The organism is Arthrobacter sp. 210 2, assembly GCF_059093025.1.
In genome coordinates, this window is record NZ_JBNHIE010000001.1 from 467,154 (window position 1) to 492,894 (window position 25,741).

At 55.8% G+C, this 25,741-nt stretch carries 21 protein-coding genes; 7 read left to right on the top strand and 14 right to left on the bottom strand.

Annotated features, from left to right (window positions below):
- Window positions 1-108: 108 nt before the first annotated feature.
- The 7 genes from AC5RWA_RS02225 to galU all read left to right on the top strand — a co-directional run bounded on the left by AC5RWA_RS02225 (window position 109) and on the right by galU (window position 6,814).
- The gene (locus tag AC5RWA_RS02225) at window positions 109-897 is read left to right on the top strand and encodes an enoyl-CoA hydratase/isomerase family protein (RefSeq protein WP_494056377.1); all 789 of its coding nucleotides are present in this window, start codon (window positions 109-111) and stop codon (window positions 895-897) included.
- A 246-nt stretch (window positions 898-1,143) separates the two neighbouring features.
- Window positions 1,144-1,770: a hypothetical protein gene (locus AC5RWA_RS02230; protein ID WP_494056378.1), complete on the top strand. Its 627-nt coding sequence runs from the start codon at window positions 1,144-1,146 to the stop codon at window positions 1,768-1,770.
- On the top strand, window positions 1,767-2,060 hold the full coding sequence (locus tag AC5RWA_RS02235; protein ID WP_494056379.1) for a PqqD family protein: 294 nt from the start codon (window positions 1,767-1,769) through the stop codon (window positions 2,058-2,060). The genes AC5RWA_RS02230 and AC5RWA_RS02235 overlap by 4 nt, the downstream gene beginning before the upstream one ends.
- Before the next feature lie 289 nt (window positions 2,061-2,349).
- The gene (locus AC5RWA_RS02240; protein WP_494056380.1) at window positions 2,350-3,279 is read left to right on the top strand and encodes a hypothetical protein; all 930 of its coding nucleotides are present in this window, start codon (window positions 2,350-2,352) and stop codon (window positions 3,277-3,279) included.
- Window positions 3,280-3,366: 87 nt separating this feature from the next.
- Complete coding sequence (locus tag AC5RWA_RS02245; RefSeq protein ID WP_494056381.1) at window positions 3,367-4,947, top strand: tyrosine-protein kinase domain-containing protein; 1,581 nt, start codon at window positions 3,367-3,369, stop codon at window positions 4,945-4,947.
- An 80-nt stretch (window positions 4,948-5,027) separates the two neighbouring features.
- Window positions 5,028-5,858, top strand: a complete 831-nt coding sequence (locus tag AC5RWA_RS02250; protein WP_494056689.1) for a nucleotidyltransferase family protein — start codon at window positions 5,028-5,030, stop codon at window positions 5,856-5,858.
- Window positions 5,859-5,923: 65 nt separating this feature from the next.
- Window positions 5,924-6,814 carry a UTP--glucose-1-phosphate uridylyltransferase GalU gene (gene galU / locus AC5RWA_RS02255; RefSeq protein WP_494056382.1) on the top strand — a complete coding sequence of 297 codons (891 nt, stop codon included), beginning with the start codon at window positions 5,924-5,926 and terminating at the stop codon, window positions 6,812-6,814.
- 20 nt (window positions 6,815-6,834) lie between these two features.
- Here the strand turns inward: galU and AC5RWA_RS02260 are convergent, their stop codons facing one another.
- From AC5RWA_RS02260 to AC5RWA_RS02325, 14 genes are all read right to left on the bottom strand, one after another.
- Window positions 6,835-7,281 (bottom strand): VanZ family protein, encoded by a 447-nt coding sequence (locus tag AC5RWA_RS02260; RefSeq protein WP_494056383.1) that lies wholly within the window; start codon window positions 7,279-7,281, stop codon window positions 6,835-6,837.
- 271 nt (window positions 7,282-7,552) lie between these two features.
- On the bottom strand, window positions 7,553-8,188 hold the full coding sequence (locus AC5RWA_RS02265; RefSeq protein ID WP_494056384.1) for an LPXTG cell wall anchor domain-containing protein: 636 nt from the start codon (window positions 8,186-8,188) through the stop codon (window positions 7,553-7,555).
- Between the two features lie 173 nt (window positions 8,189-8,361).
- On the bottom strand, window positions 8,362-10,140 hold the full coding sequence (locus AC5RWA_RS02270) for a DUF4012 domain-containing protein (RefSeq protein ID WP_494056385.1): 1,779 nt from the start codon (window positions 10,138-10,140) through the stop codon (window positions 8,362-8,364).
- Window positions 10,141-10,238: 98 nt separating this feature from the next.
- The gene (locus AC5RWA_RS02275) at window positions 10,239-11,552 is read right to left on the bottom strand and encodes a UDP-glucose dehydrogenase family protein (RefSeq protein ID WP_494056386.1); all 1,314 of its coding nucleotides are present in this window, start codon (window positions 11,550-11,552) and stop codon (window positions 10,239-10,241) included.
- A gap of 64 nt (window positions 11,553-11,616) precedes the next feature.
- Window positions 11,617-13,050: a sugar transferase gene (locus tag AC5RWA_RS02280; RefSeq protein WP_494056387.1), complete on the bottom strand. Its 1,434-nt coding sequence runs from the start codon at window positions 13,048-13,050 to the stop codon at window positions 11,617-11,619.
- Between the two features lie 37 nt (window positions 13,051-13,087).
- Complete coding sequence (locus AC5RWA_RS02285; RefSeq protein ID WP_494056388.1) at window positions 13,088-13,606, bottom strand: serine O-acetyltransferase; 519 nt, start codon at window positions 13,604-13,606, stop codon at window positions 13,088-13,090.
- 9 nt (window positions 13,607-13,615) lie between these two features.
- Entirely contained in the window at window positions 13,616-14,722 is a 1,107-nt protein-coding gene (locus AC5RWA_RS02290; protein ID WP_494056389.1) for a glycosyltransferase, read from the bottom strand.
- The gene (locus AC5RWA_RS02295) at window positions 14,715-15,992 is read right to left on the bottom strand and encodes an oligosaccharide flippase family protein (protein WP_494056390.1); all 1,278 of its coding nucleotides are present in this window, start codon (window positions 15,990-15,992) and stop codon (window positions 14,715-14,717) included. Before AC5RWA_RS02295 ends, AC5RWA_RS02290 begins: the two co-directional genes overlap by 8 nt.
- A gap of 14 nt (window positions 15,993-16,006) precedes the next feature.
- Complete coding sequence (locus AC5RWA_RS02300; RefSeq protein WP_494056391.1) at window positions 16,007-17,404, bottom strand: O-antigen polymerase; 1,398 nt, start codon at window positions 17,402-17,404, stop codon at window positions 16,007-16,009.
- Between the two features lie 44 nt (window positions 17,405-17,448).
- The gene (locus AC5RWA_RS02305) at window positions 17,449-18,306 is read right to left on the bottom strand and encodes a glycosyltransferase (RefSeq protein WP_494056392.1); all 858 of its coding nucleotides are present in this window, start codon (window positions 18,304-18,306) and stop codon (window positions 17,449-17,451) included.
- 4 nt (window positions 18,307-18,310) lie between these two features.
- On the bottom strand, window positions 18,311-19,291 hold the full coding sequence (locus tag AC5RWA_RS02310) for an NAD-dependent epimerase/dehydratase family protein (protein WP_494056393.1): 981 nt from the start codon (window positions 19,289-19,291) through the stop codon (window positions 18,311-18,313).
- An 87-nt stretch (window positions 19,292-19,378) separates the two neighbouring features.
- Window positions 19,379-20,863, bottom strand: a complete 1,485-nt coding sequence (locus tag AC5RWA_RS02315) for a tyrosine-protein kinase domain-containing protein (RefSeq protein ID WP_494056394.1) — start codon at window positions 20,861-20,863, stop codon at window positions 19,379-19,381.
- A gap of 447 nt (window positions 20,864-21,310) precedes the next feature.
- A complete protein-coding gene (galE, locus tag AC5RWA_RS02320) occupies window positions 21,311-22,333 on the bottom strand; it encodes a UDP-glucose 4-epimerase GalE (RefSeq protein ID WP_494056395.1) in 1,023 nt (340 codons plus the stop codon).
- Between the two features lie 108 nt (window positions 22,334-22,441).
- Entirely contained in the window at window positions 22,442-24,319 is a 1,878-nt protein-coding gene (locus AC5RWA_RS02325) for a glycosyltransferase family 2 protein (protein WP_494056396.1), read from the bottom strand.
- Window positions 24,320-25,741 lie beyond the last annotated feature (1,422 nt).

A 25,741-nucleotide genomic window follows, 5' to 3' on the forward strand; every position in this document is an offset into this window, starting at 1 on the left:
GCGGGTGGTTTCGGTGGTCGAGCTTGTCGAGACCCAGAAGCCCAGGTGGTCGAGCCATCGCCGGTGGTTGAGCCTGTCGAAACCCAGCCCAAGTAGAAACGAGAACGAATGATCTCCCTCTCCATCAGCAACGGCGTCGCCGAGGTTGTCCTGAACGCCCCGCACAAGCTGAACTCGCTGGACGAGCAGGCCCTGCAGGATTTAACACAGGCGTACGACGACGCTGCTGCCGCCGCCTCGCGCGGTGAGGTGCGGGCGCTGCTTCTCAGGGGAGAGGGCCGCGCCTTCTGCGCGGGCCGGGACATCCAGAACGTGACCCCGGGGGGCGACGACGCCGCGGCGTACCTGGGCGGGCTGGTGGAGCCGCTGCTGAAGAAGATGGCGGCGTTCCCGGCGCCGACGTTCGCCGCGGCTCACGGTGCGTGCCTGGGCGTGGGGCTGGGGCTGCTGCTGGCCACGGACGTGGTGTACGTGGCGGAGAACGCGAAGTTCGGGTCGCCGTTCGCCAAGCTGGGAGCCACGCTGGATTCCGGCGGGCACTGGTACTTCACGGAGCGGCTGGGCATGCACCGGACGCTGGACCTGATCTACACGGCCGAGCTGATGAGCGGGGCCGAGGCGGTGGCGCAGGGAATGTTCAGCCGGGCGATGCCGGCAGATGAACTCCTGGACACGACGCGGGAAATTGCGTCGCGTGTGGCGCTGGGTGCCACCGGTGCCTTCAACGCCAGCAAGGAACTGGTGGCGCACATCCGCGACCAGCGGCTGGGCCTGTGGGAGGCCATGACCGAGGAAAACACCGAACAGGCGCGGCTCTGCAAGACAGAGGATTACGCCGAGGGATTCCGGGCGTTCCAGGAGAAGCGTGAGCCGAAATTCAGCGGCTTCGGTGGTTGAGTCCATCACCTTACGTGGTTGCGCCTGCCGCCTTTCGGTGGTTGAGTCTGTCGAAACCAAAGGGTCAATCTGATCACCCCGGGCGTTAGGCCTGTCGAAACCTCAACTCAAAACCTCAACGCCAAGCAGAGGAGATCTTGACTCAACCTTGAAGCTTTGGCTGGAGGAATCTTTAGACACATTCGCAAGAGTAGAAGAAGCCGGATATCCCGGCCCAAGCACAGCGTCGGCTATCAGTAGCTGACCATGCTCAAAACTACTCTGGGGGCGTCATTGTCTGAGGTTTTGAACGAAAAGGTCACTAGCGGCGAAGAGAACGGCTTCAGCCGCCGCAGGGTAGTCGCTGGGGTGGCTTGGTCGTTGCCCGTCATAGCGACTGCAATTGCCACTCCGGCTGCCGCGGCGTCGGGACCGACGCCGCCACCCGTGACCGTGACACCGGCATCCGGCTCATTCACAACCGGAACGCAAAGCATGCTTTCATCATCGGCTACGGGCCATGATCGTACAGGCGTGACGGTACCTGCAGCTTTGAGTCTTAAGGACCTGGGTGGAGTAATTGGTTCCATTCAGGTTTTGATTACTATCGCCCCTCAGTCGGCGGCCTCCTCTGCACCCGCCGTCTCCTTTTCAACGGTCACCGTGGGATCCACTACCTTGACCTTCACGCCGCCCTCTCAGGGCAACACGTTCAGCGCCAATTTTGCCCATACCTTGCAAGCAGGTGCTACAAGCCTCGAATTTCTGTTAAGCGGCTACACCTACAGCGGACGCAAGCAGGATGCCGCCACCTACGCTGTAACTTCCTTGATTACTTTCCAACAAAGCGGTACCACCAAACAACTGGTCCCCGGCTCCACGATAACGCTATGACCACGAACGTCATCTGGCGGCACTCCAGCCATGTTGCCAAAGCCCGCACCGGTTCTAGTTGCCGCGTCGCACTGCTTCACCTCGACGCAAACCAACCTGTGGTCCTCGAAGGCACGGCTGCGACCATCTGGGATCTCATCGACGGTAAACGAACAGAGCAGTCCATCCTCAGCGAGCTCGAAGCCACCTTTGAAGACCAGTCAGGGCAGATGCAGTCCCAGGTGGAACAGTTCCTTGCCAGCCTGGAAGCCCAGCGCTTGATCGAGGCTGACCGCGACGCTTCGCGCTAACAGCTTGTCCGGGGGAATCATGGGGAACGCATTTTTTGCATGGGAACAACGGCTGTTCGCCGAATTGGCAAGAAGCAGTGACCTGCTGGCCCTGGAGGTCTTGGGCACACAGTTCGCTGTTCGCTGGGGCCCTGCGGCCACGTGGCAGCAGCGCGAGAGTATGAGCCTGGCTTGGGGACGATGTGCCAGCAGCCGCAAGCCCCTGCTTCCTTCGCTGCCGATGGAACCCTCAGATGATCAGCCGTTCAGCGCTTCAGTCGCTTGGAAGTCGCATAAGCACGACGACGGGATGTTCCAGCTGCAGGCTGCCTCCTTCGAGGAGCTGGCTGAGAACCTCACGTCCCGGCTTACGGTGACCGCAATCCTTGCCAACGCAGGCGAGCTGACGATGCTCCACGCCTGCGGAGTGGCGGACCCAGCAACAGGGGCGGTGGTCGCGCTGGTGGCGAAGTCGGGAACGGGCAAGACCACTGCGGCTTCCGTGTTGTCCCGGAAATATGGTTATGTCACGGACGAAACCGTAGCCATCGCACCTGGCGGAACGGTGGTTCCATACCCAAAGCCACTCTCCATAAAGCATGCGCCCGGGCAACCCAAGCGACAGGTGGGACCGGACGAGCTTGGACTTCAGCCAGCGCCTGTTAGCCCCGTCATCAAGTCCATCGTGCTGTTGGACCGGGTCCAAAGTGACAGCCCTGTGGCGCCGGTACTGCAGAGGATCCCGCTGGCCGACGCTGTGCTTGCCCTGATTCCGGAGTCGTCCTCGCAGGGCGAGATCGAAGAGCCGCTGCAATCACTCTGCCGCCTGATCGACAGCGTTGGGGGAGTGTGGCAGGTGACGTATTCAGAGGCGGGTGATTTGCCGGCAGCGCTGGATTCATTGTTCGGCACACAGCCGCGGACAGAGCCTGAGTGGGACTCCGAGGCAATAGATGACGGCTGGCCCGGACACCTACCGAACGGCTGGATCCGGCGTGCAGTACCGAAGGATGCCGTGCGCATCGCCGGGGACATGCTGGTCATGCTGGAAAACGAGATTGTTCGGCTCAGTGGGATCGGCCCGGCGATCTGGGACGCATCCGCCGGCCCAGTCCCGCTGAACCAGTTGACTGAAGAAGTATGCAAGGTGCATGGCACACCGGAGGGCCACATGGACGCCGTCATGGCAGCCACAGAGCTGCTTATCGCGAAATTAGTCCTGCATCAGGGCAATAAGTAGTAGCCCGACCCCGGAGACCTTTCGAAAGCTATACCCGGCCGCAAAGACCGGACAGGAAAACTAGAATCTTGAGTGAAGGAAACTACCATGAGCACAACCAACGGGCCCGCGGAAGCACCGCCTGGCATGGACCTGACCGACTACCTCCGCATGCTTCGGGCGTACTGGAAGGCAATAGTCGCTTTCACCCTGCTGGGTACTTCATCGGCGGTCGGCTGGACTGTCGTCCAACCCAAGGTTTACTCCAGCGATTCCAGCGGCATCGTGGTCACTCCGGGCTCGGACAACGTCAGCCTGTCACTGGCTGGGGACAGCCTTGCCAAGGCCAAGGTCAAGAACTATGAGTCTGTAGCCAAGTCGCGGCTCGTGGCGGACCGCGTGATCGCCTCCCTGGCACTGGGGACCACCGCCGACGCCCTGCTCGGGAGTATCAGCGTGAAGGTACCGCTGGACACCGCCGAGATACGGGTGACCGCCGAATCCACCGACCCGGCCACAGCACAGCGCGTCGCGGATGCATGGGTCAACGGCCTCGCTGCACAAGTTGAAGCGATCGAAACGGCACCTGCAGCCGACTCCACCGTTGAGGCTGGCGCAAACGCTAACTCCGACGCGGGGTTGCCAGCAAACGTCACCGCAACGGCTGTCCGTGTGCTCCCGCTGGGCAAAGCGATCATTTCTACGAGCCCCACTTCGCCCAACCTTAAGCTCAACCTGGCATTGGGCGCTGTCGTCGGACTGGGCCTCGGCGTGGCCTATGCGGTGGTCCGCCGGCACCTTGACCGTCGTATCCGCAGGGCTGCAGAAATCGAAGGGTTGTTCGGTGTCCCTGTGATCGGCACGCTTCCGGTGGACCACCGCCTGGACAGGAAAAGCACGGTCTTGGATGCCGGCACTGCGGCGCAAGTGCAGGACGCCGGCGGAGCGATGGCTGAAGCACTCCGGGAACTGCGCACCAACGTCAGCTTTCTAGACGTGGACCAGCCGCCCCGGATCATCGTGGTGACTAGCTCGGTGCAGTCAGAAGGCAAATCGACCGTCACGGCTAACCTCGCGGTCACTATGGCGGCTGCGGGTGAGAACGTTGTAGTGGTCGACGGCGACCTCCGCCGTCCCACGCTGGTGGACGTTTTCAACCTTGTTCCAGGGGTGGGGGTCACCGATGTCCTCACCGGCACCGCTGAGTTGGCGGACGTCCTTCAGCCCTGGGGTGCGCTACCTAATCTGTCTGTCCTCGGATCCGGACGGATCCCTCCGAATCCCAGTGAGCTGCTGGGTTCCGGTGCCATGAAGAACATGCTCGATACCCTGGCCGAAGACGCAGTCGTCCTGATAGACGCTCCGCCTCTGCTTCCAGTAACCGATGCTGCCGTGCTGTCCCGCGCCGCTGACGGAGCTATCCTGGTGGTTCGTACGGGCCGGACCACTCAGGAACAGGTGGCACAGTCCCTAGGAAACCTTGAGAAGGTCAGGGGACGCATCCTCGGTGCGGTCCTGAACTACCTGCCGACCAAGGGAACAGACGCCTATTTGTATTACGGAACCTATACCTCCGCTGGGCGGCCAGCGGCTCTTGCTGAACTACAGCTGGTCCGCAGCGGAGGGGATACCGGTGCGGAAGGCGTCATAGAAGCGGCGCTGAGCGGGCGCAGGGCAAGGGATAAGTGACCTCCGTGGCGACCCCTGCCGATGAAACTCAGCTCAGCATCCCCGAAGGGGTGCTCTTGGGGCATGCCTTGGTGTCGCGTGTGGCCCAAGGTCTGGGCATTCGGGCCTTCTTTATAAAGGGCCCAGTCAGTGTGGTCCAAGGACTGCGCCAGCCGAAGATGTCAGCGGACGTGGACGTTTTCGTGTCACCCACGGATGTCGAACGAATGCTGCAGGGCCTACGCGAGCGGGGTTGGCAAAATCGGCCGGCAGATCCGGACACCACAACCTTCCCCAAGCATGCAATTACCCTCGTCCACCGTGAGTGGCCGTGCTGCATTGATCTCCACTTCCGCTTTCCGGGCATGGAGTTTCCCGCTACCGATTGTTTTGAGGCGATGTGGGCGCGCACCGAGGAGCTTGGGCTGGCGGGACAAGCGCTGCGGGTTCCATCAAGGGCGCTGGGGATTCTGATCTTGGCGCTCCATGCCCTCCGGTCACCGCAGTTGCCAGCTTGCCGACATGAACTGGAGTTTCTACGCCACCTGACGGAAGAAGAATCACAGGCAGCGGATGTTCTGGAAATCGCGACAGCGGCAGGGTCACTGGCGGCCATACGTCCATTTCTGGAGGGCCTCCTTTCGGGGATGGCGATGCCGGAGTGGCCTGAGCCATCCACCGAATGGCAGAACCGTCTCGTGACTAGGGCGCCTGGCAGCGCGCGGCTCATTGCAATCGTCCAAGCTCCATGGCTCGAAAAATTGAAAATGATATGGAGAGCGGTTTTCCCACCGCCTGAGGTCTTCCTAAGCGGCAACATACACGCCGACATGTCAATACGCGGACGCCTGTCGCTCCATCGAGCCAGATGGGCCCGGTTCCTACGCTCGGCTCCTCAAACCCTCCGGGACCTCAGGACCCTACGCGGTTGAGCTTTGAACCGAGAGAACGACCGATAAAATTGCCTTTATCTCCCGAGAATTTGTAAGGTTCAGCTATGACTATGGGGAAAGCTGTTACCAAAGCCGTCATTCCTGCTGCCGGACTGGGAACTCGCTTCCTGCCCGCAACCAAGGCGATGCCGAAGGAAATGCTGCCGGTTGTTGACCGTCCGGCCATCCAGTACGTCGTTGAGGAAGCCGTAAAGTCCGGCCTCAACGATGTCCTGATGATTACGGGCCGCAGCAAGCGTGCCCTCGAGGACCACTTCGACCGCGCTCCCGGCCTGGAACGGGTGCTGGAGGAGAAGGGCGACAAGGACCGGCTGGAGTCGATCCAGTACGCTTCCGAACTGGGTCCCATCCACTACGTCCGCCAGGGTGAGGCCAAAGGACTGGGCCACGCGGTGCTCTGCGCGAAGCAGCACGTGGGGGATGAGCCCTTCGCCGTACTCCTGGGCGATGACCTGATTGACGAGGCCGAGTCCCTGCTGACCACCATGATCGAGGTGCAGCAGAAAACCGGTGGCTCGGTCATCGCGCTGATCGAGGTTGATCCCTCCCAGATCAGTGCGTACGGTTGCGCGGACATCACCGCAGTCGAGGGTGAAGACTACGTCCGCGTCAACAGCCTGGTGGAAAAGCCGGCGGTGGCTGACGCCCCGTCCAACCTGGCCGTGATCGGCCGGTACGTGCTGCACCCGTCCGTGTTTGGCGTTTTGGAGAACACAGAACCAGGCCGTGGCAACGAGATCCAGCTGACCGATGCACTGCAGACCCTGGCCGCCGGCGAGGGCGAAGGCTCCGGCGTCTACGGCGTGGTCTTCAAGGGCCGCCGCTTCGACACGGGCGACAAGCTGAGCTACCTCAAAGCAGTCATCACACTGGCCTCGGAGCGGGTGGAGTTCGGTGAGGACCTGAAGACCTGGATGAAGGCTTTCGTTAACTAGCTCTTTGCCGTACTGACTTTTTAGAGGTCCGCAGCCGGAAGGCGGCGGGCCTCGAGTTTTTTGATTCCCCAAGCGGCAAGCAGAGCCCCTATGACAGCTCCCGTCGTATTTGTCATGAGATCCAGAAAGCTGGCATAGCGGCTGTGAAGAAAGAGGAGCTGGCCTAGCTCCATGCAGCCGGAGATGAGCAGCCCAAATGAGCCAGTCTCCCACCAGCGTTTGTTGGAAAATGCCAAAGCACTAACAAATCCGAGCGGCACAAAAAGGGCAATATTAGCCACCGCTTCAGTGAATCTGTAATTGAACCAGCGGGGAGCTCCTCGTTGCTGAAGGGAATTCAAGGTGTCGGTCAACTCCCCTTGTATAGGTTGGTCTACGGGGTTCGGCCAGAAAGCCACAACTGCCAAGGAAACCAGTATGGCCGCCAAGAGCAGTTGCCAAATCTTGCGATTGCGGATGAGGCTCACAAGGCCCTCAGGATGTCCGTAGAAGGGCTAACGCTGCCGCTACCACCAGGAGCGCGAGAAGGACGTGGTGGAGCACACGTGCGTGGGGGAGCGGCATTGAGAAGTCCGACTCGCGGGGTGTTTTGAACCAATGTTTCCCCATAGACGTAATAGATGCGACAGCCCGGCGGTGGCCGCGGTGCTTGAACCTGTCGAAACCTCAAACGCAGAAGGTGGGGGTTCTCCGTTCCCGGAGAACCCCCACCTTCCTTGTTGCTTTAGGCTCTGCAGACTAGGCTGAAGCCTCTGCCTTGGCGCGGCGGCGGACTACGACCACAGAAGTTGCGCCGGCGGCCAGTGCTCCAGCACCGACCAGGGTCCAGAGGACCAGACCGGAGTCAGCGCCTGTGTCAGCAAGACCGGTACCGGAGTTGGAAAGAGACGCTGATGCGCCCGTTCCATTGCTTCCACCTGCGTTAGCCCCTGCTGCGCCACCGTTAGCAAATCCCGGTGCGACTACAACCCTGACGGGCCCGACGGTTACACCGGACGTATTGCCTGTGGCCGTGATCGAGTAGCTGCCAGCCTCAGAGATAGAGATCGGGAATTCCACGACTCCCTGAGCGTCAGCGGTTGCACTGAACGTCTGCGGGGCCAAGAAAACCGGGATCTTTGCGGCGAAAGACGTACCACCAGCAATGTTGGCGCCACCGGCGGCCGGCGGGTTGCCGGGCGTAACGGTGATGGTGAGGGTTTCGCCTGCCAGGAAGCCCTGACCGCGGAAGACGAAAGTTTCGCCCGGGCCGACGGTACCGTCGGAGACGGCGGCCTGAGGCGGCAGTGGCGGGTAGGTGCCAGCGACGGCAGGTGCCGAGCCGATCAGTGCGATAGAACCGGCAAGCGCGAGTGCTGCAAGAGTTTTCTTCATGTGTCCCCCCGGAGACGTTTAAGTTTTTGATGTACCCGATTTTGGGGAGTATTCCCCTCCGCACGAGACCCTGTGCAGAACTACGGATAATTATCCCAAAAGAGACACTACCACTTGCTCTTCGCGGTGAGCAATCTCAATCAAGACGGTTTACTTAGTGTTAACGCTGACCCTTAGCTGCTACCGCAAGGCGCGTTTTCTGTTGGTCGTGTTACCTCGTTTACAGCTTGGACCGTAGGAGTGACAACCAATGTCGGTGGCGTGTGCTGAACAATTTTTCCGAATGTGAAGTCGACTGTCCGGCTTTCCCCTGGTGCTAAGCGTATGGCCAGTACTCCAACGGGCCTGTTGCTATGTAAATAGGGGGCAAATTCAGTCCTTTGCCCGTCTAGCTTCACCGTTTCAACGTTGGCTTGAATTGGTCCGTAAGCAAGGATATTCGTCTGTACTGACCCCCGCGGCACTCCGAAGTTGGCATCCCCAGTTACATAGGCTGGCAAGGAAGTGGCTGCATCCGCTGGCGCAGTGTTTGTGCTGGTGACCCGTACCGTGATCTGTTCGTAACCGTCCTTCGGGCACTCCTTGATCAACTGGACGGTTCGCCGAACATAATAATCCATTTTGGCGCCCGTCCCATCGTTGAAGTAGGCACCGAACTCCGCAGGCTGGACGCTTGGCCCTGAAATCGAGCCGCTCAAGGGGTATTTCCCTATGACCGTCTGCTCGTCAGTTAGACCTGACCACACCAGAACGCGTCCTTCCGTGGCCCCACGAGAAATGCCGCTGATCAGACTTTTCGCATCCGCGCGGCCGCCATCCAGGGCTGAGAATATCTGGCGTGCCACCTCTGCAAAGTAAGCATCTTGCATCTGAGGTTCCGGAATCCTGGCGTAGACATCCGAAAGTAGGGTTTGGACTACGTTTGTACCATTCAACTCTACCGGCAAGCCGCTTTCTGCAAGGTCGACATGTTCAGGAGCTGCAACAGAGACGGGACCGGTTGCCTGCAACAGATAACCAAGCGTCACTGGGTCAATGGACAGTACACCATCAACGTGCTGCCCCGTCTTTTGTTCCCACATGGACTGAGCGGTACGAGCTGCCGTCGGAAAATCGGGAGTCAGATTAGCGTCTTGCATAAAACGCCCCAAGCGTGTCGAGAAAATCTGAGTCTGTTCAGCATCAACAGGCACGGCAACGTCCATTACTCCTAGTTGACTCGCACTGGTCTGTTGCCCCAAGCTCAGTTTGCCTTCATCTAGCGTTAGCACCGCCAGTGCGCCTGGAATACCGCCAGATGCTCGAGACTCTGCGTTGTTCTGGATCATGAGAAGGTAGGTCCGAGGGCTGCCGTGTCCTAGCATGGGCGGTAGTAGCTGCGAAGCGTCCGCTGCGGCGTCGAGTGTTCCCGTCACTTCTCCCAGTTGTCCCCGAGCTTGAGTTAAGGGATCGGCTACTTGAGGCAGGAGGGAGCTAACGTCTAATCTTTCGAGTCGATCAGCAGATGTCCTTACCGCGTGGGCTGCAGAGACGATGGAAGGAGAAGCAGCGTCGACCACGGTCAGATCGACGCCGGCGGTACCGGGCACTAAGGTGTTCCAGTCTAGAGAAGCGGCAACGCTAATTAGTGGAGTAAGACCCAGTTCGACTACGTCGTCAGCTGTGCGAGCAACTTCCGATACGGCACCGAAATTAGCTCCCAGGCCAGGCATTGCAGAGGCTAAGCTCCAGACTGGGTCTTCAGCAGCTAGGCGCGCTGAAGTTGTGTGGGCACGCATCTGCGCAAGTGTTGCCTCGGCTTTGTCCAGATCATTTGTGCTGATGCTGTCCTTGAGAGGCGCAACCAACGCGGTTGCCGACTCAAGTTCGTCCTTGATTACCGATGCTTTTACTGCCAGCCAAGCCAGAGCGGCGGCACTTATTAGCACAAAGATTGCGAACCACAGACTCACCCGCGCCAGATTTCTTCGGTTTCTCTGGTTCGCGGTCGCCGGCGGTCGATATGCCGAACGTAGACGGTGGTCGACGCCGCTGAGTACTACTGGTGTCGTCACGGTCGCCCGATCCCTCTATAAGACCAACCGGCAGCGCGCCATTTTGCTACGTTGAGGACGTTACGGCCGTCCAGAATGCGCTTACTGGCAACATGCTCAGCGATTTCGTATGGGTCTAGGTCACGGTATATGTCCCACTCCGTTAGGAGGAGTAGTGCGTCAGCGTTGGCCACTGCTTCATCAATTACCAGCTCATACTGGAGCTCAGGGAAACGCCGGGCAGCATTAGGCAGGGCGCACGGATCGGTGACAGTTATTATGGCTCCATGTAACTGCAATTGAGCCGCAATGCTCAAGGCGGGTGAATCACGTACGTCATCACTATCGGGTTTGAAAGCAGCCCCCAGCACGGTAATTCTCTTACCCAAGAGAGTTCCCTCGCATAATTCACGCGTAAGTTCTACCACTCGCGAACGGCGCCTCATATTGATCGCGTCAACCTCACGGAGGAAGGTTAGAGCTTGATCGGCTCCAAGTTCCCCAGCCCTGGCCATAAAGGCGCGAATGTCTTTCGGCAAACAGCCACCCCCGAAACCTATACCGGCATGTAAAAACTTTCGTCCTATTCGATCGTCGAGGCCTATAGCGTCCGCCAACCGCGTCACATCCGCTCCTGCCGCCTCGCAAACTTCAGCCATAGCGTTGATGAATGAAATCTTAGTTGCAAGAAACGAATTTGCTGCGGATTTAACTAGTTCAGCCGTCGCGTGATCGGAAACTATCCGGGGGACTCCGGAGGCGAGAGGTACGGCGTAGACTTCATCGAGGATGGCGACTGCTGGATGCTCTTCGGACCCGTCATCGACACCGTAAACGAGGCGATCAGGTCGCAGGGTGTCTGCAATCGCATGGCCCTCACGGAGAAACTCGGGATTCCAGACTAGGTGTACCTTCGCGTTATGCCCGCTTAGAAGCTCGGCTAGTCGTCCTGCAGTGCCGACAGGGACAGTTGATTTTCCGACGACCACCGATCCGTCTTCCAGATAGGGAAGTAAGCCGTTGAAGGCCGCATCCACGTGAGTTAGATCCGCCCCGTTCTCACCCTTTTTTTGAGGCGTCCCAACGCAAACGAAGTGCACCGCACTGCCTGAAGCTAAGGAGATATCCGTTGTAAAAGTCAGATTACTTGCGACCGCGGAATCCTGAAGAAGTTGGTCAAAAGCCGGTTCGAAAAACGGCGCCTTGCCATCAGATAGCATGCGGACTTTCTCTTCGTCCACGTCAATACCAATGACTTCGTGTCCGAGCTTCGCCATGCATGCTGCGTGAACTGCCCCCAAATACCCGCAACCAATCACAGAAATGCGCATTACGTTTTCCATCCTTACTGTGCTGAGAAGAGAATTTTCTGCCTAGAATCTACGGGATCGAAATCTAGACTGCGCCCGTGCTTGCAAAAACAGCCTTAAAAGTCTTAAGGAGGATTACGACGTCTCCCATCAGTGACCAGTTCTCCACATAGTAGAGGTCAAGCCTGATGCTCTCTTCCCAAGTCAAATTTGAGCGACCGCTTACTTGCCATAATCCGCTCATTCCAGGGCTGACGTAGAGCCTCCTATGCGCGTCGTCGTCATAAAGTGCAACCTCTCCCTCACGCTGCGGACGAGGTCCGACGAGACTCATGGAGCCACCTAGGACATTGAACAATTGCGGCAACTCGTCCAGGGAATACTTCCGAAGAATACGACCGACCGGGGTGATGCGTGGATCATTTTCGACTTTAAAGAGTGGTTTGTCGGAAGTCCCTTGGGCTGCCAGCAACGCATGAAGCTCATCATCTGCATCAACTCTCATAGACCGAAACTTAAGCATCATGAAAGAGGTGCCCCGAATGCCAATGCGCTGCTGGCGGTACAGGACGGGGCCGCTACTTGTGGTCTTGACAATAAGTGCAATAGCGAGGAATAGCGGAAGCAGGCCCAAAACGAGTATCCCGGCGAACGTCAGGTCAAACGCCCGTTTTGCGACCTTTTTGCCACCTGTGAGTTTTGGTGTCGAGACGTGAATTAGCGGAAGTCCGGCTACAGGCTGAGTGTGTATGCGGGGCCCAGCTACGTCGGTTAAGGCTGGGGCAAGAATCATCCCAACATCTCGCGCGGCCAACTCCCATCCGAGCCGCCGCAACTCCCGCGGATGCATGTTCACACCTGCGGATACAGCCACTGAATCCACGCCCAACTCGTTGATTGTGGACAGAATCGAGTCGAGGTCTGAATCTACGCCTGCTACGGGAACTCCTACTTCGGCTAAGGCAGTGGAGGCGGGTGCACCAGGTAGGTATGCGGCCACGGGCTGATAGCCAGCTGCGGGGGCACTTCGTAATGATTTGACGAGGTGCGATGCAGCATGGCGGCTCCCGATAATGAGAACTCGAGAACTGCTTTTCCCTTGGCGGCGATCAATGCTCAGATGTTGCCGGAGAAGCCAACGGGCAACCAAAAGTCCCACCACTCCTGCTGGGAAGGCGAGACCTACGAATCCTCGGGCAGTGTCCACTCTCGCTGCATAGGAAAAAACTGCAACAAAGCCAAACAACCAAGCCGATGTTGCTATTACCCGTTTATATTCCTCGGAACCAGCACCCAGAATGTGGGGTTCCCGGGAGCCCCAGAAACCGAGCATGATCCACCAACTCGCCGCCAAGATGACAGAAAGAAGGATGTAATCAATATCCTGACGTTTGTCTTCCGAGATATCGTCAAATCCGAACCGCACGCCATACGCTCCAACAATGGCCCAAACTATGACAAGAGCATCGACACATCGGATGCGCCTGACATATTTTGCCCGCCATTTAATAGCCTTCAAAAAAACCCCATGCCTTTTTCTACTTAGCGAACAACGACTAATGACCGTACTTAGAAAGTGCTACTGCGGGAACGCCTACGGCCGTAGAGTCATCCGGGATATCGGAAAGAACAACTGCATTGGCCCCTACGGTCACGCGATTACCAATGGCTACCCCGCCCAGGACGCGACAACCAGCGCCAAGATAAACGTTTCGACCGAGTCTGGGGGAATCAGACCCATCCCAGATTCTGCCCGACGCACCAAGCGTTACTCCCTGTTGGATTTGGCAATCGGAATCGATGACGACGTCTGGGCCAATCACAACACCTGATGGATGAAATAGAACCAGATTTGGGCCGATATCGGCCTGCCATGAGATATCGGCTCCGGTAAGTACCTGATTCAGCTGCTTTATGAAATAACCGCAGGCGGGGCTGATTGCGCCAAGCCTTGATGACAACCGGTATAGCCATACGGCCTGATATCGCACAGTACAAAATGTCAAAATAGATCTTGAGGTCCGAGACACATTAGCGGTTGTGTGAGACACGTTGCACTCGAAGTCTTGGAGCATAATCTTCTCCTAAGACGAAGATGAAGTTGTAGTTTGGGAGTAAATTTGAAAAGACGCGGGTCCAAGCCGCCTACTGTCGAAACGTTGTTGGGCATAGCACGCAGCGCTTTCGCCGAACTCGCGACGGAGGCCCTCATCGTTGATGAGCTGCCAAAGGTAGTCCCGCAATTCCTGATCATCCTTAGCTATAAAGCCCGTTACGCCATGCTGAACCACGTCGACGTTGCCGACACAATTTGAGACTACGCAAGGAATACCAAGAGCTTGAGCTTGGACGACGGCGATTGGGAGGCCCTCCCACAGCGAAGTTGATACATAAACGTCGAGGCCCGCGATCTTACGAAGGGCCATCTCTTCGGTCTGCCAGCCGGTCACGTGAACAGAAGGAGTTGAGATCCAAGCATCTGCTTCAGAAGTCCCACCCCCTCCAATCCATAGAAAATCTGCAACGCCTTCAAGTTCGCCTGCCAACGCCGAAAACTTCCACGGAGCCTTTGCATACGTCACTCGGCCGGCTGTGCCGATCATCGGACGAAAGCCTTCCCGACTAGCAGGAGGCAGTGAAAGGATGTCGATTCCGTTTTCCAGTACGAACAAGCGCTTTGAGGAAAGACGGCTTCGCGCTGCCTCACGCTCGGATGGAGATACGAGCGCCATGGAGCTGCCTGTCGAATGCAGAGCTCGCTCTATCAGAGCGAATATGCGCCGTTTGCCTGCAGAGACGTCCTGGCGAAGGAACGAGAAGCCATGAGGGCTGTATATTGTTGTCTTTTGCCGATTCAATCTTAGGGCGGCAAGTCTTCCAACCGCACCCGCAAAGGACGAGTGGAGATGGATATGGGTGGGATGAATTCGTTTGATCACCCGAACCATCTCGCGAAATAGGATGAACGAAGATTTAATGCTCATGCCCCGGCCGGATGCCTCAATAAGGCAAATGTCGTCAGCGAAGAGTCGTCGTAGATCTTCTGGACTTGGCGTATCGTCCCTCCGACAAAGCAAGACATGAACACGTGCAGCGCTAGCCGACTGTGAGTTTGCCAACTGCACGAGTGCATTCAGCACGCCGCCACTACTGGCTTGAGAGACATGCAAAATTTCGAATTGATCAGACATGCTGGTTTACACCTTTAGCGAAAGATTTGCCTTGCCCTCGTTCATCGCGCTTTTCGCGACGGTATAGTCCCATAAAAATGGTAGCCATAAAAAGTGCAAGGCCTGATGAGCAGACTAAAGCAGAAACTATTACGAAATCGGGGCCCACGACGGGGATTAAGGCCACGTTGGCTATGACAGCAACCAGCGCCGCTAAGAACTGCACGATGCTCCTGAGAGCTTGCCGGCCCAAGCCCATCAGAGCATCACCGAATAAATAATGGATCCCGTTCATGGCGAGAAGAGGGGATAATGCCCATAAGTAGGTGCTTGCCTGTTGGTAAGACGGTCCCAAAATCACAGGAATGAGGGGCGAAGCCAGGGCAAGCCCAATACCGATCAGGAGTCCATAGGCCAAAGTGAAAAAGAAGGGCTTCTTTATCACGCCCCATGAAGAGACGGGTCCTTCTAATCCTGCTCGAAACAGTTTCGTGTTGAGGGAATAGACCATTGCTTGTATTGGCGCCGACGCCATCGTAATAATCTTGGAAGCGGCTGAAAGGGCGCCCGAGGCCGTCAAGAGGCCGTATGAGGAAAGAATATACTTGTCCGCATCCGTATAAAGGGTGCGTGAAGCGGTGCCTAAGCTGAAGTAGATGCCCAGCCTCCAAGTCGTCTTCATGTTGTCCCACTTGACAACCGGGCGACCAGTGGCCCTCAAAGCCCAAGCGAGTACAATCGCGCTTGTTAGCACCGTTGTTCCTGCGTATAGGAGTGACCAGTTTGCTGCCGTGGGAGTTGGATAGAAACTGAACGCCAGGGCTGCTAAAACCCGTAGTAATCCCGTCAAGATCCCGCATAGGGCAGTCCGACCAAGTTGATCTTTAGCTTGGAAGACCTGTTGAGCTAAATCAAAAAGACGAAGGGTAAAAATCTCAGAGACGATAAGTGGGACGAGCACGTTGAGAAAGCGGCTGCCGCCTAGGGAGCCTACCCAGAGAGCAGTCAGGGCAAAAGGAACCGCAGTCGTCAGTATATAAATGATTGCAGTCCCCATTTGCGGCCGAAGCATGAGAGGGTCTCTTGCAGTCTGGAGGACTAGAACATTTCCCGCCCCAACGCCAACTAAGCAAGCCAACACGGAAACAAGAGCTATAGCACCGGTGAATAGACCGAACTCAGACGCACCGAGCGTTCGGGCTATCAGAACGAAATAAATTCCCTGAGTGATAAATCCGAATGCGTAGGAACTGAGCATTCGAGCGGCACCTGAGGTCGCCACTTGTTTCATGAAAGAGGTCCTCTTCACCTTAGTATCCTCTTTCTTGACATTCCCACGCTGAATTTGGACGCGGTAGTACCATACATAATCCAGGGTAACGTGACAGCGGCGATCGCAGTCATATAGAGATACCTAAAGTCACCCAGTAGTGCGTTCACGAAGAAGGACCAAACTATGGAAACCATCAGAACCACAAGCACAGGTAGCGCGGCGATACTGCCCATCTGATACCTCCGCAAGGCCATTGAGGCAACGAAGCCGATGATCAGGGGCATGAGCACGACTCCAGGCCATCCGAAGTCGAAATAGAAATCCAGATAGGAGGTCCCGGTATTAGTGGTGAAAGGTGCACCGAATATCTCTACAGAGTAATAATCGAACGCATGGGGCGCTACTGGAACTGGTATGCCAGCCCGCTTGAGCAGCCCGAAGAGACCGGTGAAGGTATAAGCTCCGAGACCTTCAGCGGGTGCGACAGTTCCGCTTATTTCTGCCGGTGGGGTCGCTATAGAGAAGCCAGGGGCGATTCGTTGGTTAAGACCAGCAACAGAAGATACGAGATATTGGGCGAGAGATTCAAGGCCGGTCGAGTTATGCGTGGCATTATTACGCTGCTGTATAGGATAAAGGAGTACCGGAAGCAGCACGGCACCACCTATAACCAAGGCTGCAAGGCGACCGCGACTCCTTTTCTGTCTTCTTGAACGCGCTTTCGAATCATCGTTTCTTGAAATTTTATCGGCATAAAGAGCGGAAACTGTGAATATAAGGAAACACATGAAGAAAGACGTCCGCTGAAGACTGAAGAGGCTATAACCAGCAGACAGGATCAGTGGTATCGATGCCATGACACGGTGGCCGGTCTTCCAGAGGACCGCACCAGTGAACAGCGAAATATGACCGAGAAATAGAAGATAACCAAGGCTTCCACTGATAAATGTAGAACCGTCCAATGCCGTACTTGTCATCTGCAGCCGGTCTTGAGAGTACTGGTATTTGTATTCATTGCCGAGGGCGGCGGATGTAGAAAAGATGGCTTGAACGCCGCCCAGCCTCTGCAAGATGGGCCATGCGTCAACAGCCTGCATCACGCCGTAGCCTGCTAGAGCAAAGCTCAAACCGAAATGGACTCTGAATATCCGCTGGCTATTTATTTTCGGAAGGATACGTCCATCCGTTTTCCAAGACGCGCTAAATAGCCACCCTAGTAGCGAGCCCGTAGCACAGGCCAAGAACCCAACGAAGACCATCGTCCATAATTCGGGCGTCAACGAAGGCTCTAGTGCACCGGGAAAAGTGGCGATTAGCATCACTGCTACCCACGGAGCTGCCAGGGCAGAAATTGGATTGAGCCAAGGCATGCCCAAGTAGTGCCCTATGACTAGTAGAGAGGCTGCTACAGCGATTAGAGCGATGATCATGTGTTACTCACATTTTGTAATTACGAGGAAGGTACGTGGTGATGCTAGAGCGAAAGAATATGATCGAGTTCCGAGACAGCCTCTATGCGTTGTGACTCATCGAGAGTCGTCCACTTTCGGTCATAAAGAAATTCTGCTACGCGTCCTGCCGTAGCAGCAAAAAACATGGCCTCTTTGAAGTACGACCTGGTCAGGCACAGAGCCCGCGCAGCCTTGGAATCCTCAAGCGAAATATAACGAAGGAGAATCAGTCGGTTGTAGGACTCATTCCGACGAAGTCGAGAAGAGGACATTTTACGCGGAACACGGTAATACATGAGCCGATCTGGTAGCTTCGCAAACTTGCTAGTTTGACAGGTGCGAAGCCAGAGTTCTTTGTCTTGAGCACGAAGCAAATGCTCATCATAGGGGTTTGCGCGAAACCAGCAGGTTTTGCCCATAACAGTTGGATGGGAAAAGGCATTGCTGCGGAGAAAGCCTCTAGGGTGGGTCGGTAGCTCTGGCTCTATGAAGGCGCCGACCAGTTCTGAATCCTCATTGATCATGAACGCCTTGGTGCCCAGCACATCCAAGTCGGGATCCGATTCAAACTCCCGCACCTGCCGTTCTATGCGAAGCGGGTGCATCAGATCATCGCCGTCCATCCGTGCAAGGAGGGGGAAGCGAGCCAACTGAGCTATCTTATTGAGCGCAGCAGCTAAACCTGATCGCTCGTGTTGTTCATAAACCCTGACGCGCGGATCTCGAAAACTTTTCGCTACTACTGAAGCGGCCGGGCTTGGGCCGTCTCCAAGGAGAATCAGTTCCCAGTCCTCATGTGTCTGGTTTAGCACGGACTTGACGGCCAGTGCCAGTTCCTCAGTTTGATCTGTATAGGGAATCCCAATGGATACAGAACTCATGCTGCTACCGTCTGTTCCCGGCACCACTTGAAAGGAGACTAGATGGGATTCCCCGCAACCATGCGACCTGACTTTCCAAACCTTCTTCGATACCAATGGCCGGGACCCAACCCAGTAACTCTTCTGCTCGCATAGTACTTCCCCCAGTTCTCCGCACGTCGCCAGGAACCTTGGAAGCATATGAGACCTTGAGGCGTTGTCCCAGAATCGACTCCAATATCTGGAGGGTGCTATTGACAGTAATTGAAGTGCCACCGGAAAGATTGATGACAGAACCAGGGGTAGGGGGTGATGCAAGGACACGTAGGTTCGCCGAGACAATATCGCTTACATGTGTAAACTCGCGTACTTGTTCGCCGTCGCCGAAAATGGTCAGTTCACCTCCTTCTAGGCCCGCCTTTATAAATTTAGTGAACGCCATATCAGGTCTTTGCCCAGGTCCATAGACCGTAAAATATCGAAGTGAGGTCGTTGGCACTCCAAAGTTTTTTGCGTAAAGAGTGACGAGATGCTCTGCCGCTAGTTTAGACACGCCATATGGACTCATTGGGTTCGGCAGGTCAGATTCTTGTGTCGGATATGCGACTGCATCACCATAAACCGATGAGGACGACGCATAAACAAAAGCGCGAATCGAAGAATGCATCTTGGCTTGCTCAAGCAAACGTTGTGTCGCAATAATATTTTGGCGGGTGTAGTCGGTGAAGTGCGAACCCCAAGACTTTCTCACGCCAGGTTGTCCGGCTTGATGGAAAACGGCACTGGCCCCCTCGAGGAGACCAGCTAGGTCGCCATCCACTAGATCAACGTCAAGGAGAGTGAAGCGTGGATTATCCAGGGATGAGACGTTGAATCGCTTTATGTCTGGGTTGTAATAATCTGTAAAACTGTCAACCCCGACTACATCAATCTGTGGATCGCGAAGTAATTCACGGCAGAGATTACTTCCGATAAATCCGGCGGCACCAGTTACTACGACTTTCATAAAAGGGGTTCCATTCAAATAGCTTTAGTCAAATGCTTGCTGCGTGACCGGAACGGATATACCGAGTCTGACAGCCCAATTCAATATTTACGTTGAAGGGAATTTGCTCGCCGATCGAGTGGGGCGATTGTCCAGCTGGTGGACGTAGTCGTCGAAAGCCTCTGTGGCAGGAGGTACATCTTGGCTTTGGGATTTAATGGCGAGCTTCTGTGGACTGGATGCGGGGCCATGTCCGTAGTAGCTGTATGCGTACGCGTCTGGACCTTTCACCGGAAGCCGATTTAGGACAACTCCGAGAACCGTCGCGTCAACCATTTCCAGAGCATTTAGCGACTTTTCAAGCTCTGGTGTTTTCAATTTTTGTGATCCAACGACGACAACAACTCCGCCGACATGCTGCGAGAGCACGGCGGCGTCCGTAACCGGAAGCAGCGGCGGCGCGTCAATGATGACTGTGTCAAACACTTCTTCTAGCCGCTGCAGTAAACTGCTCATCTCGTCCGACCCGAGCAGTTCACTGGGGTTCGGCGGGATCCGTCCCGAGGTTAGTACAAACAGATTGTCTTCCCCCCAGGGCTGCAAAAGTTCGTTGACATCAGCAGCCCCAATCAGGGCCGTTGTGAGTCCCGCGTCGCGCCCAAGTCCGAGGTACTCATTCACCATGGGGCGCCTGAGATCAGCGTCGATCAGGCACACCGACTGCCCTGCCTGAGCAAGTGCTATGGCCAGGTTAGTTGCGGTGGTGCTTTTGCCTTCACCAGGCAGGGAAGAAGTGACCAAGACTGTTTTGGCGTTACCAGAAACGTTGGCAAATTGTAGGTTGGTGCGCAGCTGCCGGAACGACTCGGCCCGAGGGCTCTGAAACCCTGCTTGGGTGAGCAGCGGTTTCTTTGTGGCTTCCTGATCGAAGGCGATGCCGCCAAGAAGGGGAACATCTGTCACTCGACGCAAATCTGCTTCGCCCCGAATGCGACTGTCTTGGGTGTTGCGAAGGAAAGCTGCCCCTAACCCAAGGGCAAGACCTGCAGTCAGACCCGCGAGAAGATTGAGCTTTGTATTAGGTGCCGACGGCGCCGTTGGGGCCTCTGCAGGAGTAATGATCGATAACCCGACCGGTGATGTCCCACCCGTTTTTGGCTTTTCAAGACTATCGATTGCCCTGATAAGGCTATCCCCGATCGCTTGAGCAATCGCAGCGGCCTGCACGGGGGAGGTATCTGAAACGGAAATGTTGATCAGGACAGTGTTGAGATCGGTTGAAGCAATAACCCGTTTTGACAACTCTTCCGAGGTGTCGGACAAGCCCAGGGCATCGATGGCCGGCTTCAGGACTACCGGCGTTGTCACAGTCTTAACATAGGACTGGACGCGTGCTTGACTGAAAGTGTTTCCTTGCTGAAGCTCAACGACTGTGCCCGAATTTTGAATCGACACAAACAGTTGAGTAGTAGCTGTATATGTTGGCTTAACAAGGATGGATGTCACAGCTCCGGTCATTAGACCCGCTAGTGTTAGGACAAGAACCAAGATCCAGTTGCGGCGTAAGATGCGCGTGAAGTCGCGTAGATCCATACTGAGTCCCCCCGAAGTGATTACAAGAGGCTGTATTGGCGCCTCATGAGCAAGAAATAGCTCGTTCTAGGTAAATCATACCTGCTCGGCGATGCTCAAAAACGCTTGTGGCCATTGTGCTACTCAATACGTGCTCGCCTTTGAGTATGACGAGGAAGCGTAGCGTGGCTGCACTCGTGGATGGCGGTAATGATGTCAACCTAGACGGACGCTTGGGCAGCCTTTGCCAAAACTAGTCATTCAGCTCGACGGACGATGAGGTTTTGGACAGGCGATGTGATTCTCACAACTTACTCAGCAAGTTGGCCGGGCCCTGCGCAAGTAGAAAGCAATTATCAATGGTCGTTTCCAACGGAGACTCAGGAGCTGAGGACTCCAAGCGCCGACCTGTTGTGGTCTGAGGGGTGCACCTGTTTTTCTAAAAGGGCGTAGACCGATTGTCCTACGTCAGGCTGAGCTGCTGCCGTAACCGCTTGGATTTAAACTTTGCCAGCGCCAGTGGTCTTCACACATTTGGTTCAGATCGCGTTGCGCAGACCATCCAAAGTCGGCGAAAGCAGCTGACGGATCGGAGTAACTGACGGCGGCGTCGCCTGGTCGCCTCGATGCAAACTCATAAGCGATAGGTCTGCCAGCAGCCATGCTGAAGGCCTGTATCACCTCGAGGACGGAGTACCCCCGACTCGTGCCTAAATTCCAGCGGTGTATGCCGGTCTTACCAGGGAGGTAATCTAGCGCAGCGAGATGGCCGGTTGCTAGGTCAACCACATGGATGTAATCCCGAACTCCTGTCCCGTCGGGAGTGGGATAATCGGATCCGAAGACTTTGACGAGTGGTCTACGCCCAATAGCTACTTGCGCCACATAAGGTACCAAGTTGTTAGGAATTCCCGTGGGATCTTCACCTATGAGTCCCGACTCGTGGGCCCCGACTGGGTTGAAGTAGCGAAGAACACCAATCCTCCAGCCGGGGTCTGCCGCAGCCACATCCGCCAAGATGTCTTCGATTTGCTCCTTCGTGCGGCCGTACGGATTTGTCGCGTCCATTGGCGTGTCTTCGGCCAGAGGCATGTGTTCGGATAAGCCGTAAACCGTGGCAGAAGAACTGAAAATCAGAGTGCGTACGCCAGCCTTATCCATACACTCCAAAAGGTTCAACGTACCGACAACGTTATTACGGTAGTAGCGCATTGGCTGTGCAACCGACTCGCCAACCGCCTTTAGTCCAGCGAAATGAATAACAGCATCGAACTCGAACTCCGCAAATACTGAACGCAGCGAATTCATATCGAGCAGATCGACCTCACGGAAAGATAAGGCTCTTCCGGCCAGTTTTTGAACTCGCTGGAGCGATTCGTACTTTGAGTTCACCAGATTATCAAGGGCAACTATGTCGTGCCCCGCTTCGAGTAGGGCCAGAGTTGTATGCGATCCGATATAACCCGCGGCGCCCGTAACCAATAGTCTCATTTGTCCAACTTCGGTTGAATACGTTTTGTATATGAATTGATTAAATCGACAACTTCTTTTAGCGAAGTGATCACGTCTCTGGTACTCAGCAGTCGGGTGGGAGGCGGATCAGTGCCAGAATGTCCTACTGAAATCCCCTTTGAGGCCAGCTTCTATTCCTTCAGTAATACGCTTAGCCTGGTCTAGCTTCCGATAGCGAATGGCAGTGACCCACAGGGCTGACCGGAAGACTTTCTGATTCAACTTGAGCCGGAGCCGCTGGCTTGGGCCAATGCTTCTACCTACATCAAAAGCGACTCGATTGCGAACGGCGAAGTAGGTCCGTTTCGAGTCAGTTGCGTGGAGTAACCCTGCAAGGCCGGCGTGGCCGTTCGACTCAGTCCATTTGGCATCAATGTCTTGCACGACTGCATGTGTAGCCAAGGCTAAATTGCCTCCAAGTTGCCAAAATCTTGCCGTATATTCCGTGTCATCTTCGTATAGACCGAGGGCGGGATTTGGAAAACCGACAATTTCTATCGCTTTGCGGGAGACCAGCAGGCCACCGTAAGGGGCATAAGGTACTGCTGCATGAGAAGTGTCGTTGTATCGGTTTGTTTTTGGAGCGAATTTTCGCGCAAAAGAAAAAAATCGATGTGCAACATCAAAGTACATAAAGGAGCCCTTTGGCGGATAAGCGCGTGACGCGGAAGTGCCACGAGCAACCGCCACATGTCCGGTGTTAGTCGGTCTGAGCGCACAAACCCCAATAGGGCCGCCAGTACTCGATGATTCTAAGTTCTCATGCACGCGAAGTATTTCTTGTAGCGCTTGCTGATCGCACTCGTTATCGTCATCCAGCAGCCATACATAGTCTGCGCCGGCACCAAGGGAAGACTTTATTGCTTCTTCGAAGCCGGCTGCTGAGCCTCTATTCTCGTCAAACGCGACCAACTCGATTCGACTGTTGTTGCCCGAGAATGTTCGAAGCTTAGTTTTGGATGGCTCCTCTGATCCATTATCAATGATAATAACTTTGGCAGCACCGGCAGCCAGAGCAGCTCGAGCTGTCCGTTCAACTAGGTCGTATCGATTGGAATAAGTCACGGTCGCAGCAACGACGTGACACTCAGTCGCAGATGGAGACAAGGCCGAAAGTTCCTTTAGCGTAGTTAGAACTTGCGAGGCGGTAAAAAATTCTTCGTCATTGACATGTTCCCATTTGGTGTTGAACAGTACGGGCGAAAGGCCGCAGTTACCGATAAGGCCAAGAAGTGCTTGTTTCAAATGGGATGCCATGTTTCGTTTGATCCGTAAATGGGGGGCCGGATCGTAAACATCGAACTTACTTAGGATGAGTCTGTTGTAGGCCTCATCTCGTTGCATGCGCCTGGCGGGCAGAGAACGCGGGCGACGATAGTACAATAAACGGTCAGGCAATTTCTCAAATTCGCTATGCGACCAAGTTCTCAACCATAGTTCTTTGTCCTCACCGCGCAAAAGACTTTCATCATAAGGGTTTTCAAGAAACCAGTCTCGTTTGGCCATAACGGTGGGATGCGTGAAAGCGTTACTTTTGAAGTATCCTGCGCCAGTTTGCGGAAGGTCAGGCTCCTTGAAGGTGCCCGCTAATTCCGAGTTTTCGTCTATCAAATAGGCTCTGGTCCCAAGGACGTCTAAAGAAGGAGACTGGTCGAATTTCTTTTTTTGGAGCTCGATTCTGAAGGGATGCATGACGTCGTCGCCATCCATGCGCGCTACTAGCGGGTACCGGGCCAATCGACTGATTCGATTCAGAGTCGCGGCAAGCCCCATGCGCGAAGCATTCTCGTAGTGTCGAATTCTAGGATCATCGTAGAGCCGTGCGATGGCCGCCGTTGCATTGTCGGGCTTATCACCGATGAGGATAAGCTCCCAATCCTGATAGGACTGAGCTAGGACGGAACGGATGGCGAGGCCGAGAAGTTCGCCTTGATCTGTATAAGGCAAGCCAATTGAAACGCTCATCTAAGTCCCACTCTGTTTGCAGAAAGCCTGGTAACGGAGGGGCAGGTGAAATCGGAAAGACAAAGCAGTTCCGCTTCCGCACTGGGAAGCACGATCAACGCGCCACGGTTTTATACCGTCCCCCCACAGTTGGCTAGAATAGCAGGCTCGCGGCTTCGGATTTGCACTTCACACGCGGTCTAGGTGGGCTGACCACGCACGTTAGGCGACAGTCGCCGTGGTTAGGTGACATGAATAAGACGAGCCCAAACCAACGGCAAAGTCGAACGGTGTAACCACACCATGCGACAGGTATGGGCTACTTCTGCCCCTGCCGCTCAGAGACCGAGCGCGTCGCCAGCTTCCGGGATGGCTTCATAGCTAGACCACCGTCGAACTTCCACTGCCCTGAAAGGTCAGACAGCGGCCGGCCGCACCAACCTCTCCCGTCATGCAGCTAGCTCGGCATCGGCAGTAGCGGTCGTATGCGGCAAGCTACCTTCCTAAAGTGACAGAATGTTTCGACAGGTGCCAGGTGCATTCCCATTGAGTTCGGTTTCTTGGCGACCGGTTTGTCTCGGGGTCTTCACCGGCCGGGCCCCCGCGTCACCGCGGCTGCCGGTCGGTTTGCCTTCAGAGGGCACCACTCAGGGCGGCACCCGTCCGCCGTACGCTGCGTCCGCAAAGCGGCCTTAGGTGGCTCGCGGCAAGGGCCAGGGGCTCGCTCATCATTAGCTCTCGTGGAGCCCCTCAAGGGGCTGCTCGCACTGTATGCGCGCTGTAGGGGAAAATAGTTTTCTTGATCATCGATGGCCGCTGATGGACCCCACTCGGCGACCAAGGCAGAGGCGAAGTTACTTGCCGAAGCTGACCCGCTGCACGCCTTTCTACTGGAGAGGACCGTTTACCTGCTGGACGCCACGGGTGGACTGGGACGCGTAAAGAACATTGTGCGCGGTCAGTCAGCAGGGAGATGCCTAGGCTTGCCGACCAATGTCGACATAAAGCGGCTCTCGGACGCCCTTGAGCAGATGAGCCGAATGTGGGAACCGCCGACCGCCTAGGTATTGGAAGGTTCAGCCTTCGACAGATGCCTCCTACCAGAGCCACTGCCGCAATACCACCAAGGCGATCAGCAGAATAGGCGTGCCCCACTGGAGGATTCCGCAGGCTTGGCTTGTAAAGCTCAAACCTGCGCCCTCGGTGTTGTTGCTCGGGCGCCGAACCAAGGTGCGGTACGCGACTAAGTATCCACTGCCAGTGAATTCGAGTACACGACACTCTGCCCATGGCTTCAGGACCGGTCATACCGTCGGTAAATGGAGCGTTTTTATCAAGCGGTGTGCAAATTCGTAGCTGGGTGGATCGTGTGTGATGACCCGGATAAAGGGCCTTCACGCCTTGATCAGGAAGATTTGCTCGCCCACTTACGGTATGAGCTGG

Coding starts and splice junctions, on each gene's coding strand:
- AC5RWA_RS02295 (WP_494056390.1), bottom strand. CDS start 15,992: ATGAAACAAGTGGCGACCTCAGGTGCCGCTCGAATGCTCAGTTCCTAC.
- AC5RWA_RS02235 (WP_494056379.1), top strand. CDS start 1,767: ATGACCACGAACGTCATCTGGCGGCACTCCAGCCATGTTGCCAAAGCC.
- AC5RWA_RS02225 (WP_494056377.1), top strand. CDS start 109: ATGATCTCCCTCTCCATCAGCAACGGCGTCGCCGAGGTTGTCCTGAAC.
- AC5RWA_RS02325 (WP_494056396.1), bottom strand. CDS start 24,319: ATGAGCGTTTCAATTGGCTTGCCTTATACAGATCAAGGCGAACTTCTC.
- AC5RWA_RS02315 (WP_494056394.1), bottom strand. CDS start 20,863: ATGGATCTACGCGACTTCACGCGCATCTTACGCCGCAACTGGATCTTG.
- AC5RWA_RS02310 (WP_494056393.1), bottom strand. CDS start 19,291: ATGAAAGTCGTAGTAACTGGTGCCGCCGGATTTATCGGAAGTAATCTC.
- AC5RWA_RS02285 (WP_494056388.1), bottom strand. CDS start 13,606: ATGCTCCAAGACTTCGAGTGCAACGTGTCTCACACAACCGCTAATGTG.
- AC5RWA_RS02290 (WP_494056389.1), bottom strand. CDS start 14,722: ATGTCTGATCAATTCGAAATTTTGCATGTCTCTCAAGCCAGTAGTGGC.
- AC5RWA_RS02305 (WP_494056392.1), bottom strand. CDS start 18,306: ATGAGTTCTGTATCCATTGGGATTCCCTATACAGATCAAACTGAGGAA.
- AC5RWA_RS02230 (WP_494056378.1), top strand. CDS start 1,144: ATGCTCAAAACTACTCTGGGGGCGTCATTGTCTGAGGTTTTGAACGAA.
- AC5RWA_RS02240 (WP_494056380.1), top strand. CDS start 2,350: ATGTTCCAGCTGCAGGCTGCCTCCTTCGAGGAGCTGGCTGAGAACCTC.
- AC5RWA_RS02245 (WP_494056381.1), top strand. CDS start 3,367: ATGAGCACAACCAACGGGCCCGCGGAAGCACCGCCTGGCATGGACCTG.
- AC5RWA_RS02265 (WP_494056384.1), bottom strand. CDS start 8,188: ATGAAGAAAACTCTTGCAGCACTCGCGCTTGCCGGTTCTATCGCACTG.
- galE (WP_494056395.1), bottom strand. CDS start 22,333: ATGAGACTATTGGTTACGGGCGCCGCGGGTTATATCGGATCGCATACA.
- AC5RWA_RS02300 (WP_494056391.1), bottom strand. CDS start 17,404: ATGATCATCGCTCTAATCGCTGTAGCAGCCTCTCTACTAGTCATAGGG.
- AC5RWA_RS02275 (WP_494056386.1), bottom strand. CDS start 11,552: ATGCGCATTTCTGTGATTGGTTGCGGGTATTTGGGGGCAGTTCACGCA.
- galU (WP_494056382.1), top strand. CDS start 5,924: ATGACTATGGGGAAAGCTGTTACCAAAGCCGTCATTCCTGCTGCCGGA.